At 66.3% G+C, this 17,723-nt stretch carries 13 protein-coding genes; 4 read left to right on the forward strand and 9 right to left on the reverse strand.

Translation table 11 applies throughout. The annotated features are described in order from the left end of the window. The first annotated feature begins 11 nt into the window (after positions 1 to 11). The 4 genes from AC1DQQ_RS09875 to AC1DQQ_RS09890 are packed head-to-tail and all read left to right on the forward strand — an operon-like array spanning position 12 to position 5,708. Positions 12 to 1,319: a spinster family MFS transporter gene (locus AC1DQQ_RS09875; RefSeq protein ID WP_478030951.1), complete on the forward strand. Its 1,308-nt coding sequence runs from the start codon at positions 12 to 14 to the stop codon at positions 1,317 to 1,319. Next, positions 1,316 to 3,034, forward strand: a complete 1,719-nt coding sequence (locus AC1DQQ_RS09880; protein WP_478030953.1) for a glycoside hydrolase family 3 protein — start codon at positions 1,316 to 1,318, stop codon at positions 3,032 to 3,034. The genes AC1DQQ_RS09875 and AC1DQQ_RS09880 overlap by 4 nt, the downstream gene beginning before the upstream one ends. Positions 3,035 to 3,081: 47 nt before the next feature. Next, positions 3,082 to 4,011 carry a formylglycine-generating enzyme family protein gene (locus tag AC1DQQ_RS09885; protein WP_478045280.1) on the forward strand — a complete coding sequence of 310 codons (930 nt, stop codon included), beginning with the start codon at positions 3,082 to 3,084 and terminating at the stop codon, positions 4,009 to 4,011. Continuing rightward, positions 4,008 to 5,708, forward strand: coding sequence for a sulfatase family protein (locus AC1DQQ_RS09890; RefSeq protein WP_478030954.1), 1,701 nt, complete (start codon positions 4,008 to 4,010; stop codon positions 5,706 to 5,708). The genes AC1DQQ_RS09885 and AC1DQQ_RS09890 overlap by 4 nt, the downstream gene beginning before the upstream one ends. Positions 5,709 to 5,735: 27 nt before the next feature. Here AC1DQQ_RS09890 and cobA read toward each other — a convergent pair whose 3' ends face one another. The 9 genes from cobA to AC1DQQ_RS09935 form a co-directional block, all read right to left on the reverse strand. Beyond that, positions 5,736 to 6,524 (reverse strand): uroporphyrinogen-III C-methyltransferase, encoded by a 789-nt coding sequence (gene cobA / locus AC1DQQ_RS09895; protein ID WP_478030956.1) that lies wholly within the window; start codon positions 6,522 to 6,524, stop codon positions 5,736 to 5,738. After that, complete coding sequence (locus AC1DQQ_RS09900) at positions 6,511 to 9,117, reverse strand: molybdopterin-dependent oxidoreductase (RefSeq protein WP_478045056.1); 2,607 nt, start codon at positions 9,115 to 9,117, stop codon at positions 6,511 to 6,513. The genes cobA and AC1DQQ_RS09900 overlap by 14 nt, the downstream gene beginning before the upstream one ends. 1 nt (position 9,118) lies before the next feature. Continuing rightward, complete coding sequence (gene nirD, locus AC1DQQ_RS09905) at positions 9,119 to 9,457, reverse strand: nitrite reductase small subunit NirD (protein WP_174543173.1); 339 nt, start codon at positions 9,455 to 9,457, stop codon at positions 9,119 to 9,121. Then, positions 9,454 to 11,970: a nitrite reductase large subunit NirB gene (nirB, locus tag AC1DQQ_RS09910; protein ID WP_478030959.1), complete on the reverse strand. Its 2,517-nt coding sequence runs from the start codon at positions 11,968 to 11,970 to the stop codon at positions 9,454 to 9,456. The genes nirD and nirB overlap by 4 nt, the downstream gene beginning before the upstream one ends. Then, on the reverse strand, positions 11,970 to 13,175 hold the full coding sequence (locus AC1DQQ_RS09915; RefSeq protein ID WP_478045057.1) for an alginate export family protein: 1,206 nt from the start codon (positions 13,173 to 13,175) through the stop codon (positions 11,970 to 11,972). The genes nirB and AC1DQQ_RS09915 overlap by 1 nt, the downstream gene beginning before the upstream one ends. A gap of 22 nt (positions 13,176 to 13,197) precedes the next feature. Continuing rightward, the gene (locus AC1DQQ_RS09920) at positions 13,198 to 14,436 is read right to left on the reverse strand and encodes a nitrate/nitrite transporter (RefSeq protein ID WP_478030962.1); all 1,239 of its coding nucleotides are present in this window, start codon (positions 14,434 to 14,436) and stop codon (positions 13,198 to 13,200) included. A gap of 230 nt (positions 14,437 to 14,666) precedes the next feature. After that, on the reverse strand, positions 14,667 to 15,878 hold the full coding sequence (locus tag AC1DQQ_RS09925) for a CmpA/NrtA family ABC transporter substrate-binding protein (RefSeq protein WP_478030964.1): 1,212 nt from the start codon (positions 15,876 to 15,878) through the stop codon (positions 14,667 to 14,669). Continuing rightward, a complete protein-coding gene (locus AC1DQQ_RS09930) occupies positions 15,875 to 16,456 on the reverse strand; it encodes an ANTAR domain-containing response regulator (protein ID WP_478042618.1) in 582 nt (193 codons plus the stop codon). Before AC1DQQ_RS09930 ends, AC1DQQ_RS09925 begins: the two co-directional genes overlap by 4 nt. A 99-nt stretch (positions 16,457 to 16,555) precedes the next feature. Next, positions 16,556 to 17,659 carry a glycosyltransferase gene (locus AC1DQQ_RS09935; RefSeq protein ID WP_478042620.1) on the reverse strand — a complete coding sequence of 368 codons (1,104 nt, stop codon included), beginning with the start codon at positions 17,657 to 17,659 and terminating at the stop codon, positions 16,556 to 16,558. Between the last annotated feature and the right edge of the window lie 64 nt (positions 17,660 to 17,723).

The following is a 17,723-nucleotide window of genomic DNA, read 5'->3' on the forward strand; positions in this document are numbered from 1 at the left end:
AGTCGACCAGCGTGGACGTCTGGCCACCGCAGCGAACGGCCTGGTTCGTCGCGATCGTGCTGATGCTGGCGAACACGCTGGCGTTCGTCGACCGTCAGGCGCTCGCGCTGCTTGTGCAGCCGATCAAACAGGATCTGCATGCCTCCGATACGGCGATGAGCCTTCTCTATGGATTGAGCTTCACGCTCTTCTATGTCGGCGTCGGCATTCCGGTCGCACGGCTGGCCGATCGCTCCAACCGGCGCAACATCATCGCGGCATCGATCTTCGTGTGGAGCCTGGCGACCGCGGCGTGCGGGCTCGTTCGATCGTTCGGCGCCTTGTTCGTGGCGCGCATCGGCGTCGGCGCGGGCGAGGCGGGATTCAGCCCGTCCGCTTATTCGTTGCTGTCCGACTATTTTCCCCGCGAACGGCTCGCCTCGGCGATGGGCGTCTATCAGATGGGCGTCTATCTCGGCGGTGCGCTGGCATTGCTCATCGGCGGACTGGTCGCCGGCGTGCTTCCGCCGGAAAGCTCGTTCACGCTCCCGGTGATCGGCGCGGTGAAGGGATGGCACGTCGTCTTCCTCGCACTGGGTGTGCCGGGCTTGCTCCTGTCGCTGTTGGTATTGGCGATCCGCGAACCCGCGCGCCGCGGGCTGACGTCGGATTCCGGTTCGGTGCCGCTTGCAACGCTGTTCAGCCATGTCCTGTCGCGCAAGGCGGCCTATTTCGGAATCGGCCTGGGCTTTGCGATGATGATCCTGGTCGGCAACGGCACGGGCGCGTGGATCCCCGCCTTTTTCGGGCGCAAGTTCGGTTGGACGATCGCTGAGATCGGGGCGCGGTACGGATTGATCGTCTTCTTCTGCGGGACGACCGGCGCCTTGGCCGGCGGCTTCTGCGCCAGCTGGCTGCATCGCCTCGGCTTCTCGCGGGGTAATTTGTTGGTGGCGTTGACCGGCTTCGTCGCGCTGGTGCCGCTCACGATCGGGTTTCCGCTGGTCGCGGCGCCGTGGCTGGCCCTGGCGATGATCGGCGCAATGAACTTCTTCGCGGGCTTCAACCTCGGCGGCGGCCTCGCCGCGCTCCAGGACCTTACGCCCAATCGCATGCGAGCGCTCGTCTCCGCCGGCTACATGCTGCTGGTCAACCTCGTCGGCGGCGTTCTCGGGCCGATGGTAGTGGCGCTCATCACCGATTACGGCTTCCACGATCCGCAGCGCCTGCCCGAGGCCATCGCCATCACCTGCGCCGTTTTCTCACCGCTCGCGGTGGCCTTTCTCCTGCTCGGCATGCACGGGCTCAAGGCCACGCAATCGATCGAGGGCACCGAATGACCCCCGAACTCGTGGTCATGCCACCCATGACCGATCAGCCCGGCGCCATGCCGGATCCGCTCGCGCTTCTCCCGGTGGACCGGCAATGGGTGGAACGCACCCGCGACGGCCTGAACACCGAAGCGCGTATCGCACAGCTTTTCGTGCTGTCGAGCCGCGAAGACACCGCCGAGGAGACCGCGGCGCTCTCCGCGCTCGCTCCCGGCGGCATCCACCGCTTTCCGGCCGGCGATCTGGCCGCCGCGTGGCGCGCGACCCGCGACGCGCTGGACGGCGCGGAGGTTCCGTTGATCCTTTCGGGCGATATCGAAGGCGGCACGACCAGCTATCCGTTCGTCACGCCCGTTCCCAACCAGATGGGGATCGCGGCCTGCGACGATCTGACGCTGTCCGAGGAGATCGCCGCGATCGTCGCGAGCGAGAGCCGCGCGCTCGGCTACAATTGGTCGTTCACGCCCGTCGTCGACATCAATCGCGCTTTCCGCAACGCCGTGGTGGGGACGCGGTCCTACGGCGCGAACACGGACACGATCATCGCGCAGGCGCGGGCCTATGTCCGGGTGTTGCAGGCGCATGGCATCGCCGCGACCGCAAAGCACTGGCCGGGCGACGGGATCGACGACCGCGACCAGCATCTTACCACCACCGTCAATCCGCTCGATCTCGCGGAGTGGGAAGACAGTTTTGGGCGCATCTATCGTTCGCTGATCGGCGATGGCGTGATGACGGTGATGTCGGCGCACATCGCGCTGCCCGCCTTCGTGCGGTCGCTGATCCCCGACGCGGGCCGCGAGGCTTTCCGTCCGGCGTCGGTCTCGCGCCTGCTCAACCAGACATTGTTACGCGATGGCCTGGGTTTTCGCGGACTCATCGTGTCGGACGCGACCCCGATGGGTGGGCTCACCAGCTGGATGGACCGCGAAGAGGCGGTTCCGGCGGTCATCGAGAATGGCTGCGATGTGTTCCTGTTCAGCCGCGACCCGCGATCCGACCTGGCGCTGATGCTCAAGGGGTTGCGGGAGGGCCGGTTGAGCGAGGCCCGGCTCGACGAAGCGGTAACCCGGATGCTGACATTGAAGGCGAAGCTCGGCCTGCACCGCGCCACCGTGGAGGAGCGGCTCCCACCACTCGATATGGTCCGCGCGCGGCTGCGACGGCCGGCCGATCTCGCCACCGCGCGGCGGGCGGCTGGCGAGGGGCTGACGCTGGTCAAGGATACGCAAGCGCTGCTGCCGCTCGACCCTGTACGCCATCGGCGCGTGACGATGATCGCCGAGCGAGGCTGGAGCTTTTTCTCAGGCGCGCCCGAGCGCAGCTTCGCGCCGTTCGTCGAAGAGATGGAGCGGCGCGGCTTTGAATTGCGCCTGTACGATCGCGATCACTTTCCGACGCCGGCCGACACCGATTTGCTGGTCTATCTGATCGGCCAGGAAGCGACGCCGAGCCTTGGCCATATCTTCCTCGACATGGCCAAACTGCATGGCGGGTCGCGCAAGGCGATGGCCCAGTTCAACCGCGAGGTTCCGACCCTGCTGGTGTCGTTCGGCCAGCCTTATTATCTCTACGACGCGCCCAATTTCTCGACCTATATCAACGCTTATTGTTCGCTGGCCGACAACCAGCGCGAGTTGGTTCGCCGGCTGGTCGGCGAGGCGGGGTTCACCGGACGCAGCCCGGTCGACGCCCTTTGCGGTCAGGAGCAGTTGCGATGGTGACACCGGCGTCCGTCACGACAGGTGAAAGCATCGCGTCGACCGCCGGCATGCGTCATCTGGACGGCGGCGTCTTCAAGATGGGATCGCAGCGTTTCTACCCGGAAGAGGCGCCGGTGCGCCTGGTGCGCGTCGACCCCTTCTGGATCGATGAAGCGCCAGTCACCAACCGCGAATTCGCCCAATTCGTCGCCGCGACCGGTCATCGCACGCTGGCCGAGATCGCTCCCGATCCGGCGGACTATCCCGGCATGCCCATCGAGATGGCGCAACCCGGGTCGCTGGTGTTCGAGCCGACCACGGGACCGGTCGACCTGCAGGATTTCTCCTTGTGGTGGCGCTTCGCCTTCGGTGCGGACTGGCGCCATCCGCTCGGACCGGACAGCGGGATCGACGATCTGGCCGATCACCCCGTCGTCCATGTCGCTTATAGCGATGCGGAAGCTTATGCCGCCTGGGCCAGCAAAAGCCTCCCGAGCGAGGCGGAATGGGAATATGCCGCGCGCGGCGGCCTGGACGGCACCGAATTCGCCTGGGGTGACGAGCTGGCGCCCGAGGGCCGAATGCTCGCCAATTACTGGCAAGGTGCCTTTCCCTTTGCCAACCAGTTGCTCGACGGATGGGAGCGCACGTCGCCGGTCGGCACCTATCCGCCCAACGGCTACGGACTGTTCGACATGATCGGCAATGTCTGGGAGTGGACCGCGGACTGGTGGGCGCTTCCGACGATCGAGAAAAAGAAGCGTGGCAACGCCTGCTGCGTTCCGGCCAATCCGCGTGGCGGCCGCGAGCGCGACAGCCGCGATCCGGTCACGCCGGACGTGCGGATCGGGCGCAAGGTGCTGAAAGGCGGATCGCATCTTTGCGCCGCCAATTACTGCCAGCGCTATCGCCCGGCGGCTCGGCACGCCCAGGCGATCGACTCCTCCACCAGTCATATCGGCTTTCGATGCGTGCTACGCAGAAAGGACAGACCATGACCGTCCGTCGCCGCTTTCGCCTGAGCATCGTCGCGCTGGGGGCCTGCACCCTGGCGCTCTCTCCGCTGTCCGCCCGAGGACCCGCAACGGTATCTCCGGCGGGAAAACCCAAGCCGGCAAGGCCCGTACCGGCGAAACCCGAAAACATCATCTTCGTGCTGGTCGATGATCTTCGCTTCGATGCGATGGGGTTCCTCACTCCTGGCCTGCGGACTCCCAATATCGATTATCTGGCGAAGAACGGGGTCTATTTCCCCAATGCCGTCGTCACCTCGTCCTTATGCTCGCCAAGCCGCGCGACGATCCTTACCGGGCAAACGGCGCGCAATCACGGCGTGATCGACAACAACAATTCGTCGGAAAAAGGCCTGATCTTCTTTCCCGCCTATCTGCAGCAGGCCGGGTATCAGACCGGCTTCTTCGGCAAGTGGCATATGGGCAACGACACCGACGCGCCGCGTCCGGGATTCGACAAATGGGTCAGCTTCAAGGGCCAGGGAACCTATTTCCCGACCGATCAGCTATCGCCAGCCCAGATCGCGGCGGGCGAGCGCCAGACGCTGAATGTCGACGGAAAGGTCGTCAAGCGAACGGGCTATATCACCGACGAGCTGACCGATTATGCGATGGACTGGCTGGAGAAGGGGCGCGATCCGAGCAAGCCGTTCTTCCTCTATCTGAGCCACAAGGCCGTCCATTCGGACGCGGTGCCGCCGGATCGCTACAAGACGCAATATAGCAATCTCGAGATCAAGCTGCCGGCCAGCATGGCGAACACGCCCGAGAATAATCGCGGCAAGCCGATATGGGTGCGTAACCAGCGCAACAGCTGGCATGGCGCCGGCTTCCCGTATCATACCGATCGCAAGCTGACCGAGCAGGTGCGCGATATCTACCGCACGCTGTCGCCGGTCGATGAGAGCCTGGGTCGAATCATCGCCTATCTCAAGAAGGCAGGCCTCGAACGGAACACGATGATCGTCTTCTATTCGGACAATGGCTTCCTGATCGGCGACCATGGCCTGATCGACAAGCGCAATGCCTATGAGCCATCGGTCCGCGTCCCGATGATCGCTTATGCTCCGGGCATGCTGCCGCGCGGCGCGGTCAACCCTGCCCTGGTGCGCAACCTCGATCTGGCACCAACTTTCCTCGATGTCGCCCATCTTGCCGAGCCGAAGCAGATGGAAGGAAAGAGCTGGCTCGCATTGGCCGAAGGCAAAGTGAAACCGGCCGACTGGAAGCCCGGCGATTTCGTCTATGAATATTATTGGGAATGGACCTTCCCGCAAACGCCGACCACCTTTGCCATCGAGCGCGATCGCCTGAAATACATCCAGTATCAGGGGGTATGGGATATTGAGGAACTGTACGACCTCTCCAAAGATCCCGACGAGATGAACAATCTGGTCGACGATCCCGCCTATTTCGATCGCAAGTTGGTGCTGCGCCACGCGCTGTTCGAGCAACTCTCCAACAGCAGGGGGCAGCATGTCGTGCCCTATACCGAGAAGACCAGTAGCGGGCTGGTCAACCGCGACGTGAACGGCACTCGCGCGGCCGATTTTCCGCCGCAATGGTACGTCCAGCCCAATTTGCCGACCAAGATGAACGACCTGTTCCCCGATACGCCGGCCAAGGCAGCAGCGGACAAGGCCGGGCGGCCTTATGTCCCGGATCGCACGACCAAGCGGTAAGCGGGACGCTCCTCACGTCATCACGCTCTAACGTTGCGCGTCGGCCGCTTTCGTCCCGGCGACCTGCGCCATCGCCATCCCAGGCGGCGCGACGGCCTCCCCGACGATGATCAGCGTCGGGCGATCGTCGGCGATTGCAGCGACCGCGAACGGCAGCAGGTCGAGCCGGGTCTGCAGCCTGGTTTCTCCCGGCAGGCTGATATCGCACGCCACGATCACGGGCGTCGCCGCGGCAAGCCCGGCGGCGATCAGGTTTCGGCTGATGTCGGCCGCGGCGCCGCGCCCCATGTAGAAAGCGATCGTCGCTTGCGGATCGGCCAGCCGGCGCCAATCGAGCTCGAGCGGGCGGCCCGGCGCGGCGTGCGCGGTGACGAATTCGACCCGCCGCGCCTGGCCGCGCAGCGACAACGACAGTCCCGCCGATGCCGCGGCGGCGCTTGCCGCGGTGATGCCGGGGCATATCCGAACAGCGATCCCCTCGCCGGAGAGCGCGGCCATTTCCTCGGCGGACCGCGCGAACAGGGTCGGATCGCCTCCCTTGAGGCGGACGACCCGCTCGCCGTCGCCGGCCGCCTCGATCAGCAGGCGGTTGATCGCCTCCTGGTCGCGCGAATGGCGCCCGGACCTTTTGCCGACCGAGACCAGCCGGACATGGTCGGGAATGAGAGCCAGCACGCCAGGTCCGACCAGGGCGTCGTGGAACACGACCGAGGCGCGGCGCAACAGCGCCTCGGCCTTGCGCGTCAGCAAATCGGGGTCTCCGGGACCCGCGCCGACCAGCCAGACGCTGCCTGGCGGAAAGTCATCGACCGACATTGACACTCTCCCGATTGGCGTGATCGGCGATCAATCCGGCGATCGCCGGGCGGCACGATCCGCAATTGGTTCCCGCGCGCAGCGCCGCGCCGACGGCGGCAACGTCCGCCAGGCCATCCGCGCGGATCGCATCGGTGATCGCGCGCGCGCCGATATCGAAACAGACGCAGACGATCGGGCCGCGATCGACGCTCGGCCCGGGTGCGCGGCCGGCGAGCAGGGTCGGTGCGACCGCGGGCGCCGCCAATTGCGCGATCAGCCAGTCGCGCGATGGCAGCACGCCCTCCGACGTGACGAACAGCAATGCCGCCAGCCGCTCCTCGCGGATGACGGCAATGCGGCGCGATCCCTTGGCTGGATCGAACGCTTCGATGCGGTCGCCTTGCGGCAAGAGGCGCTCGATCGCCGCGGCGTCGCCGTCGCCGGCCAGTTCCCACAATGTCCCTTGCGGCACCGCGACGCGGGTGGCCCACAGGCAGTCCGGCATCGCGGCCGGCTCGCCGCGCATGAGCAGGAAGCCGTGCCACGCGGTAGCCACCGGCGCGATCGCCGCCGGCGTCGTCTTGAAGCCGGGCTGGCCCGAATGCGGATCGACCAGCGGGCGCGGCAGCAGCCCGGTGCGTCCGCCGGTCGACCCGCGATCGGTCCAATGGATCGGGACGAACAATTCGCCGAGCCGCTGCGCGTCCGTCACGGCAACGCGATAGAGGCTCTCGCCGCGCGGCGTCGACACCCGGGCCAGGGCGCCATCGGCAATGTCCAACCGCGCGGCATCGTCGGGATGGATCTCGACCAACGGCTCCTCGCGATGGCGTGCGAGCTTGGGGGCGAGCCCGGTGCGCGTCATCGTATGCCATTGGTCGCGATACCGCCCGGTATTGAGCGTCATCGGCCAGCGGTCGAGCGGCCGCTCGCTGGAACGCTGGGTGACGGTGATCAGCCGCGCCCGTCCGTCCGGCGTCGGATAGACGCCATCGGCAAAGGCGTCGTCGCCCCAGCGGAACGGCTCCATCGTCTCATAATCACTATTGCCCGGCGTCGCGCGGTCGAGGCGGAAGCGGCGCGCACCGTCATTCTGATAGGCGCTCAGCCGGACATGTTCGCGCCACACGTCCACCGGACGGTCGAAAGCGAAGGCCGACCGCCAGCCCATGCGACGGCCGACTTCCTTGACGATCCACCAATCGGGCCGCGCCTCGCCCGGCGGCGCGAAGATCGGACGCTGGCGGCTGATGCAGCGCTCGGAATTGGTCACCGTGCCGTCCTTCTCGCCCCAGGCCGTCGCCGGCAGGCGGACATGCGCGAAGCGGCTGGTATCGGTATCAGCGATGACATCGGACACGACGACGAACGGGCATCCAGCCAGTGCCTCGCGCACCTGGCCGGCATCGGGCATCGAGACGGCGGGGTTGGTCGCCATGATCCACACCGCCTTGATCCGTCCCTCGCCGACGCCGCGGAACAGGTCGACGGCCTTCAATCCGGGCTTGGTCGCCATGTTGGGCGCGGCCCAGAAACGGCCGACGCGCGCGACATTGTCAGGCGCGAAGTCCATATGCGCCGCCAGCGTCGAGGCGAGCCCGCCAACTTCGCGCCCGCCCATCGCATTGGGCTGGCCAGTGATCGAGAACGGCGCCGCGCCGGGCCTGCCGATCCGGCCAGTCGCGAGGTGCAGGTTGGTGATGGCATTGACCTGATCGGTGCCGCTGACCGACTGGTTGATACCCTGGCTGAACATCGTCACCGTGCGCGGATTGGCGGCGAACAGATCGTAGAAACGTCTGAGGTCGGCGGGTTGGACGTCGCACGTCCGCGCCGTCGACCACAGATCGTTCCCCTCTCCAAGCTTGTCCCAGAAATCGCCGGGAACATTGACATGCCCGGCGAGATAGTCGTGATCGATCAGCCCCGCGTCGCGGCACCAGGCGAGCAGCCCGTTCATCAGCGCGACGTCGCTGCCCGGCCGGATCGCCAAATGGAGGTCGGCCTCGGCCGCGGTTTCGGTGCGGCGCGGATCGATCACCACCAGCTTCGTCCCGCGAGCGGCGCGCGCGGCCATGATCCGCTGATAGACGATCGGATGGCACCAGGCGGTGTTCGACCCGACCAGCACGATCAGGTCGGCCATGTCGAGATCGGCATAGCTTGCCGGCACCACATCCTCGCCGAACGCGCGGACATGGCCGGCGACCGCGCTCGACATGCACAACCGCGAATTGGTGTCGATATTCCCCGAGCCGATGAACCCCTTCATCAGCTTGTTGGCGACGTAATAATCCTCGGTCAGCAATTGGCCGGAGACGTAGAAAGCGACGCTGTTCGGCCCATGGCGCGCGATCGTGTCGCGAAAGCGCCGCGCGACCAAGTCAAGCGCGCGATCCCAGCCGACGCGCTTGGCCCCGATCATCGGATGGAGCAGGCGCCCTTCCAGCCCGACGGTCTCGCCGAGATGCGTGCCCTTCGAGCATAGCCGACCGGCATTGGCGGGATGATCGGGGTCGCCGGCAATCTCCACGCTGCGCTCGCCGGTCCGCCGCGCGACGACGCCGCACCCCACTCCGCAATAGGCGCAGGTGGTGCGGACCGCTTCCATGTCAGGCGGCGGCTTTCAGCGTCGAGGTGCGGCACAGCAGCACGCGGCCGGCATCGACCTTGACCGGGATCGTCGGCGCGCAGCCTTTGTCCTCGCCCTGCGCCTCGCCGGTCGCGAGCGCGATCCGCCAATTGTGCAGCGGACAGGCGACGCTGTGGCCGTGGACGATGCCCTGGCTGAGCGGTCCGCCTTTATGCGGACAGCGATTGGCGAGCGCGAAGACGCGATTGTCGGCGGTGCGGAACACCGCGACTTCCTCGCCGCCCGAAACGGTGACGGTGCGGCTGCCGCGAACCGGAATTTGATCGAGCCAGCCAATATCGAGCCAATCGCCGATCATTCCGCGACCTCCAATGCCAAAGGTTGAAAATGCGCCATATGCGCATGTTGTTCGCGCGCCGCGCCCGAGGCGCGTTCGGCCCAGGGATCGTCCTGGCTGAATTTCTGCGAATACCAGAAGCGCTCGGCGAGCGCGTCGCGGCCGGCTTCGTCCTCGACCACGCGATCCTTGATATGTTGCAGCCCGACGCGCTCGATCCACGGCGCGGTGCGCTCGAGATAGCGCGCCTCCTCGCGGTAGAGCTGGACGAAGGCGGCGGCGACGTGGATCGCCTCTTCCTCGCTCGCGACTTTGGTCAACAGATCGGTCGCGCGGACATGGATGCCGCCATTGCCGCCGACATGGAGTTCGTAGCCCGAGTCGACGCAGACCACGCCGAAATCCTTGATCGTCGCCTCGGCGCAGTTCCGCGGACAACCGGAGACCGCCATCTTGAACTTGTGCGGCATCCAGCTGCCCCAGAAACCGCGCTCGAGCTTGACGCCCAGCCCGGTCGAATCCTGGGTGCCGAAGCGGCACCATTCAGAGCCGACACAGGTCTTCACCGTGCGCAGCGCCTTGCCGTAGGCATGGCCCGAGACCATGCCGGCGGCGTTGAGGTCGGCCCAGACCGCAGGCAAATCCTCTTTCTTGATCCCGAAAATGTCGAGCCGCTGGCCGCCGGTCACCTTGACCATCGGCGCGTCGTATTTCTCGACCACGTCGGCGATCGCGCGCAGCTCGCGCGGGCTGGTGATGCCGCCCCACATGCGCGGGACGACCGAATAGGTGCCGTCCTTCTGGATGTTGGCGTGGAGGCGTTCGTTGACGAAGCGGCTCTGCTGGTCGTCCTCATACTCGCCGGGCCAGGCGCAGAGCAGATAGTAATTGAGCGCCGGGCGGCAACTCGAACATCCATCCGGCGTCGACCAGTGGAGCTTGTGCATCACCTCGGGGATCGAGCGCATGCCTTGCGCGACGATCTCGCGCCGGACGTCGTCATGGCCGAAGCTGGTGCATTTGCACATCGTCTTCGGGCCCGCCTCGACATCCTCGCCGAGTGTCAGTGCGAGCAGGGTCTCCACCAGCCCGGTACACGATCCGCAACTCGCGCTTGCCTTGCAGCCCGAGCGTACCGCATCGAGGCTGTGCGCACCTTTGGCGATGCAGGAGACGACCTGACCCTTGTTGACGCCGTTGCAGCCGCAAATCTCCGCTCCGTCGGAGAGTGCCGCAACGGCCGCCTTAGGGTCCGCTTGCCCCCCTCCCGAGGCGAAGGCCTGGCCGAAGATCAACAGGTCGCGCGTGGTGGAGATATCCTCCCCTCGCTTCATCAGGTCGAAATACCAGCCGCCATCGGCGGTATCGCCATAGAGCACCGCGCCGACCACGCGGTCGTCCTTGAGCACGACGCGTTTGTAGACGCCGCGGCTGGCATCGCGCAGCACGATGTCCTCGCATCCTTCACCGCCGGCGAAATCACCCGCCGAGAATACGTCGAGCCCGGCCACCTTGAGCTTGGTCGAGGTGACGCTGGCGCGATAGCCGCTCGGCCGCTCGACCAGTCCGTCAGCCAGCGCCCGGCACATATCCCAGAGCGGCGCCACCAGCCCGTAGACCTGACCGTCATGCTCGACGCATTCGCCGACCGCGAGCACGTCGGGGTCGCTGGTGACCATATGGTCGTCGACCTGGATGCCGCGCCCCACCGCCAGGCCGGCCGCGCGCGCCAAACCGACCGCGGGTCGGATGCCGACCGCCATCACTACCAGGTCGGCAGGGATGTCGCGTCCGTCCTTGAGCCGCACCGCTTCGACCTTGCCGTCGCCCAGGATCTCGGCGGTGTCGGCGCCGGTCAGGACGGTCTGGCCGCGCGCCTCCAGCGCCGATTTGAGCAGCCAGGCTGCCGCTTCGTCGAGCTGGCGCTCCATCAGGGTCGGCATCAAGTGGAGCACGGTGACCTTCATCCCGCGCAGCGACAGGCCGTGCGCCGCCTCCAGCCCCAGCAGCCCGCCGCCGATCACCACCGCGCTGCCGCCGCGATCGGCCGCCGCCAGCATATGATCGACGTCGTCCATGTCGCGGAAGGTGATCACGCCGGGCAGCTCCTTGCCCGGCACCGGAATGATGAACGGGTCGGATCCGGTCGCGATCAGCAATTTGTCGTAGCGCACCGACCGGCCCGATCGCGCGGTTACGGTCTTGTCGGCGCGGTCGATCGCCGCCACCGGATCGCCGGCGACCAGCTCGATTCCGTTATCCGCGTACCAGGCGGCGTCGTTGATCACGATGTCGTCGAACGTCTTCTCGCCCGCCAGCACCGGCGACAGCATGATGCGGTTGTAGTTCACCCGCGGTTCGGCGCCGAAGATCGTCACCCGGTAACGCCCGGCGTCGCGAGCGATCAGTTCCTCGACCGCGCGGCATCCGGCCATGCCGTTGCCGATGACGACCAGATGGGGAAGGCCCGACTCCGAGCCGGACGGCGCGTCCGGCTCGGAGTCAGGGTTGGACGCGGAAACAAGGAAATCCATCACAAGCTCCAATCGAGCTGCAGCCAGAATTTGCGGGTATCGGTGGCGAAGCCGTCCGCCTGGTAATCGGCGTAGCGGGCGGAAAGGCTGGTCTTGCCCAGCTTGGCGCTGGCGAGCAGGTCGATCTCGTCGCCATAGAGGCGGCTATGCCGGTCGCTGGCGAAGCGGTGATAGACCGCCTGCAGCGTCAATGCCTTGAACGGCCCCGCCTGTTTCCAGCCATAGCCGAGATTGCCATAGAGATCGCGGACGCCATCGGGCGGCGTCGTCAGGAACTTGTCGGCCCAGCCCTGGAACTTGAAGCCGGTCGCGATCGGCGTCTGGAAGGACGTGAGCGCGGCACCCTTGTCGGCGCCGAGCACTTCATACCCCGCGCCGAGCTTGACCGCGTGGAGATCGAGTCCGCCGTCGATCAGATAATAATCGGCGCGATAGCGATTGGGGTTGCGGTCATAATCGGACTGGGTCGCGTAGCTCAGCTGGTAAGAGAATTTGACCCCCTTGCCGAGCGGGCGCGCGCCAGCCAGCCGCGCGCCATAGGTCTGGCTCGACAGGCGGAACCCCTGCACCGCGGCTTCGTCCTGGTCGACCAGATAGGCGAAGCAGGTGATCGTGCCGAGCGGGCTGGCATAGGACAAATTGCCCAGCACATTGTCGCCCCCGATCGACCGCGGCCGCGCGCCCACGCCGTCGATTCCCCAGACGGTGTTGACCCGCCAGGCATAGGTCAGGTCGGCTTTCAGCCCTTTCACGCCCGTCCATTCGAAGCGTGCGGCATCGAAGGTCTGGCCGTTCTGGCGAAACGGCACCGCACCGACGAAGCGCTCGTCGTCGAGCGCTATCCGCTGGCGGCCGACGGTCAGGGCGACGGCTTTGGTGCGATATTGGAGCTGCGCGCGGTACAGCGCGATATTCTGCGGGTCGGCGATCAGCGGGCGCGTGGCGGCGCCATGCAGTCCGTCATAATAGTCGCCGACCAGCGCAAGGGTGCCCTGCATTTCGACGATCGCGGAAAGCGGCCCGCTGCTCGCCTGCACCCCGCTGCGGATGCGGATGGTCGCCGCCTCCGCATCTTTCGGCAGCCCCGCCTGATCGACAGTTTCATAGCGCAACCGCGCATCGATCAGTGGCTTCAATTTGATGTCCTGCGCCATGGCGGGACTTGCCGCCAGCACGCTTCCAAGGATCAACCAGGCAGGTTTCATCGCGTGTCTCCCCTGCTCTCGTTCAGATCCGCACGCCTGCCGCCGCGCCCCAGCGCCGGCGCCAGGAATGCTTGACGATCAGCAGACCGAGTCCGGCGACCAGTGCGAGTCCCGCGAAGATCAGGAAGCCGGGTGCGAAGCTGCCAGTCAGCTGCTTGGCGATGCCGAGCGAAGAGGCGAGGTAGAAACCGCCAACGCCGCCCGCCATGCCGACCAGCCCGGTCATCACGCCGATCTCTTCGGCAAACCGCTGCGGCACCAGCTGGAACACCGATCCGTTGCCGACCCCCAGCGCCAGCATGGCCAGCACGAACATCGCCATCGCCATGACCAGGGTCGGCGCCATGCTGACCGCCACCAGCGCGAGCGCGGCGGCGGCGAACACGGCGGTCAGTGCCTTCACACCGCCGATCCGGTCGGCGATCGCGCCGCCGAGCGGCCGAACCAGCGAGCCGGCGAACACGCAGGCGGCAGTGCAATAGCCGGCGGCCACCGGCGTCAGCCCGAAGCGATCGGTGAAATAGATCGGCAGCGAGGCGGCGAGTCCGACGAACCCGCCAAAGGTCACCGAATAGAAGCCCATCAGCCACCAGGCGTCGGCCGATTTGAGCGGGTGGAGATATTCGGCGAGCGACTTGGGCGCGGGGCGGTTGGGCGCATCGCGCGCCATCAACTGATAGGCGATCAGCACGAGCACCAGCGGAATACAGGCCAGGCCGAGCACGGCGTTCCAACCGAACGCCTTGGCCAGCAAGGGCGCGAACAGAGCGGCGAGCACGGTGCCCGAATTGCCCATGCCGGCAATCCCCATCGCCTTGCCCTGATGCTGCGGCGGGTACCAGCGGCTCGCCAGCGGCAGCGCGATCGCGAAGCTCGCCCCGGCAAACCCGAGAATGACGCCGAGCGCCAAGGTGCCGGCAAAGCTGGTTACGCCGGCCAACCAGGCGGTCAGCAGTCCGGCGATGACGATGATCTGGCTGATCGTGCCCGAGCGTTTGGGACCGATACGGTCGACGAGCAGGCCGTTGACCACGCGCAGCACTGCGCCGGCGAGCGTCGGCGTCGCCACCATCAGGCCCTTTTCGGCCGGCGTCAGCGCCAATGTCTTGGCGATTTCCGGGGCGAGCGGCCCCAGCAATACCCAGACCATGAAGGCGAGGTCGAAATAAAGGAACGCGGCGATCAGCGTCGGGACATGCCCGCTCGACCAGAAGCCGTCCTGCTGCCTGCCTTGTTCCCTGTTCCAGAATGCGGTCGCCATGCGGATCCCCTTCGCGTGCGATGGACAAGAAAAAAGCCGCCCCGACGGCAGCCAATATTGGCGCGTCGGGGCGGCTTCGTTGCCTTGGCGGATCGTCGGACCCGCCCCGCAATTACCCCCGTCGGTGGAGGTCGTCGCGGTTATTTCGTGCCGAGCGTCATTGCCCTGCGAAAGGGATGATGCGTGATTCGCTCGCCGGACGCAAGCTTATTTCGCACTTGCAGCAAAAATCAGGGCAGCGACGCCAGATACGCCTGCGCATCGTCGGGATCGAACGCGCGGCCGTCGAAGAAGCGATCGGCGCCAAGCACAAGCCGCCCCTGGACCGATCCGGCACCGAGCGGATCGCCGATCGCACCTTCCAGTTTCGAGCTCGCGCCCGGCAGGATCGCCGACGACCCAGCCAGCGCAGCGCGATACAGGTCCGGCCTGAACACGCCTTCGGCGCGGGCGGCTTCTTCGGCCGAGAAAGGCGTGCCGTCCCACCGCGTCATTTGCGAATAGAGCCACGCCGCCTGGCTGCGCCACGGAAAGTTCGCCGCCTCGCGAAACTGGAACATGAAATCGGGAATGTGGAGCGGGGTCGCGCCTTGCGACAAACGGACGCGATCGGTGATCGCGCGCAGGATCGTCTCCTCCGGCGCCGCCAGATAAGCGGGCTGCGCCAGGATCCGTGCATTCTCTTCGGCTGCGTCCGGCTCGACGAAATGCGCCGCGGCATCGTGCAGCGCACGAATCAGCCGTTCGACCAATTCGGGCGATCCGCGCACCGTCTCGCGCCGCATCGCGAGCACCTTCTCGACCCCGCGCCGCCAGATTTGCGCCGTCACCAGCGCAATCCGTCCGACCCCGCGATCGACCGCCACGCTGTTCCACGGTTCGCCGACGCAGATGCCGTCGACCTCTCCCGCGGCAAGCGCGTCCGCGGCGAAAGGCGGGCTGGTCGTGACGATCTCGACATCCATGTCGGGCCGGATGCCGACCGCCGCCAACCAGTAGCGCAGCATGTAATTGTGGCTCGAATAGCGATGGACGACGCCGAAGCGGAGCGGGCGACCCGCTTGCGCCCGCGCCAATGCGACCTGGCGGAGGCGTTCTCCGACGGTCCGCGGGTCGCCGAGTTGGCCGCTTTCCAGCGTTTCGGCCGCGAGCGGGATCGAGAAGGTGATCGCGTTGCCGTTGAGGCCGAGCGCGAACGGCACGTCGATCTCGACCGCCGGGCGGCCACGGCCGAGCGCGGTGGCGATCGCCAGCGGTGCGATCATGTGCGCGGCATCGGTATGGCCATAGAGCAGGCGGTCGCGCACCGTCGCCCAACTGAGATCGCGAACCAATTCGATCTCGAGTCCGTGCGCTGCGGCGAATCCCCGCTCGCGCGCCAGAATCGGCAAGGCGGCGTCGACCAGCGGCAGAAAGCCGATCCGGATGCGGTCGAGCGTCAAATATCGTCCCCCATCAATGCCGCGCTGGTGATGATCGCTTCCGCCACGTCGGCGATGCGGCGGTTGGATTGCATCGCGTGGCTGCGCAGCAAGGCATAAGCGGCGGGCTCGTCGATCGCGCGGCGGCGCATCAGGATCGCCTTCGCCTTGTCGATCGCGGTGCGGTCGGCCAGCGCGTTGCGCGCCTCGTGGAGTTCGTCCTGGAGCCGCGAAAAGGCGTTGAAGCGTCGCACCGCGAGATCGACGATCGGCATGATCCGCTGTTTCGACAGACCGTCGATGATATAGGCCGAGACGCCGGCATCGATCGCCGCGGCGGTCGTCTCGGGATTGCTCTGATCGACGAACATCGCGATCGGTTTGGCCAGCGCCCGCGACACCGCGAAATATTCCTCCAGCACGTCGCGGCTGGGGTTTTCGAGGTTGATCAGCACGACTTCAGGGTTGGCTGCCTCGATTTGCGCGACCAGCGCGTTCGAATTGTCGATCAGGACGAGATCGTCGAGTCCCGCCTCGCGCAGACCTTCGGATATGATCGCCGCACGAGTCGTGCTGGTGTCGATGATCGCGATCCGCATGGGGTAAGCATATGCTGCGCTGCAGCGGCGCGCCAGAGTTACCTATGGCTGGGGGGTTGGCTGGGGGGTAAACCGGACAATGAAAGGTCCGCGGACGGATTAATCCTTCAATGCCCTGAGCTTGCGATCGAGCACCAGCTCTTCGAACAGCCTGACATAGCGTTCGATCGAATCGCGCCCGCGTTCGGGCACCGGGTCGGGGCGTGGCCGGCCGGGGGCGAGCCAATGGTCGAACGCGGAAACCAAAGCGAGCGGATCGTCGGTCGGCACGACGCTGCCGAGGCGTGGATGCGCGACGATTTCGCGGATCGCGACGCTCGAGTCGGTGGCGACCACCGGCGTGCCGAGCGCCAGCGCTTCCTGCAGCACGCCCGGCACGCCCTCGAAGTCCGAGGTCAGCACCAACGCGCGCGCCTGGGCCAAAGCGGGGCGCGGGTTGGTCGAATAGCCGGGCAGATGGACGCGCGAGCGCAGCCCCAGCGCGTCGATCTGGTTCTCCAGTTCGCCGCGAACCTCTCCCTCGCCGACGATCATCAGCTTGACGTCGCGGCGTTCGACCCGCGCCAGCGCGGAGATCGCGCGGTCCCAGCGCTTTTGCGGCGTCAGCCGGCCGATCCCGATCAGATAGTCGGCGCCCGGCAGCGGCGGAGTCGGCGCCCCGATCGGCTCGGGGCTCGGCGGATTGGCGATCACGCTGACGCGATCGGCACCGATTCCCGTCATCCGCACCGTTTCCTCGGCCATTGCCGGGCTCATCGCGACCAGATGATCGATGAAGCTGGGATAGGAACGCAGGAACGCGCGATAGCCCTGCGCCACCGGAAAATGCTGATCCCCGCGGTCGAGCCGGTTGGACACCTTGCCCACCACCGGCGGGCAATCGCGACCGAGCCGCAGCTTCAGCCAGGCGACCGCGCTGGAATAATGATTGCCCGGACAGAACACGATATCGGGCGCCGCGCTCTTCACTGCCTGGGGAAGCGCGCGGATCATGCCGAAATGAGTCGTGCCCAGCTCGATCAGCTGCACGCCGTCGGGGATTTCGGCCGCGAGCGGACCTCGTGCCGAACTCAGCACCAAGGTGACGTGCTGCCCCAATTCGACCCAGCCGCGGATCATCCGCAACATCGCGCGTTCGACCCCGCCGCCCTGAAGGCTATGAGCGAAAGTCAGGATTCTTACGGGGGCGTAAGGACTGAGCATGGATTGGCGCGCTAACGTCGATTTGTGTCAAAAGTTTCTCGGAGGCGAAATAATTAGGGCAAAA

The organism is Sphingomonas sp. P4_G3 (assembly GCF_056401105.1).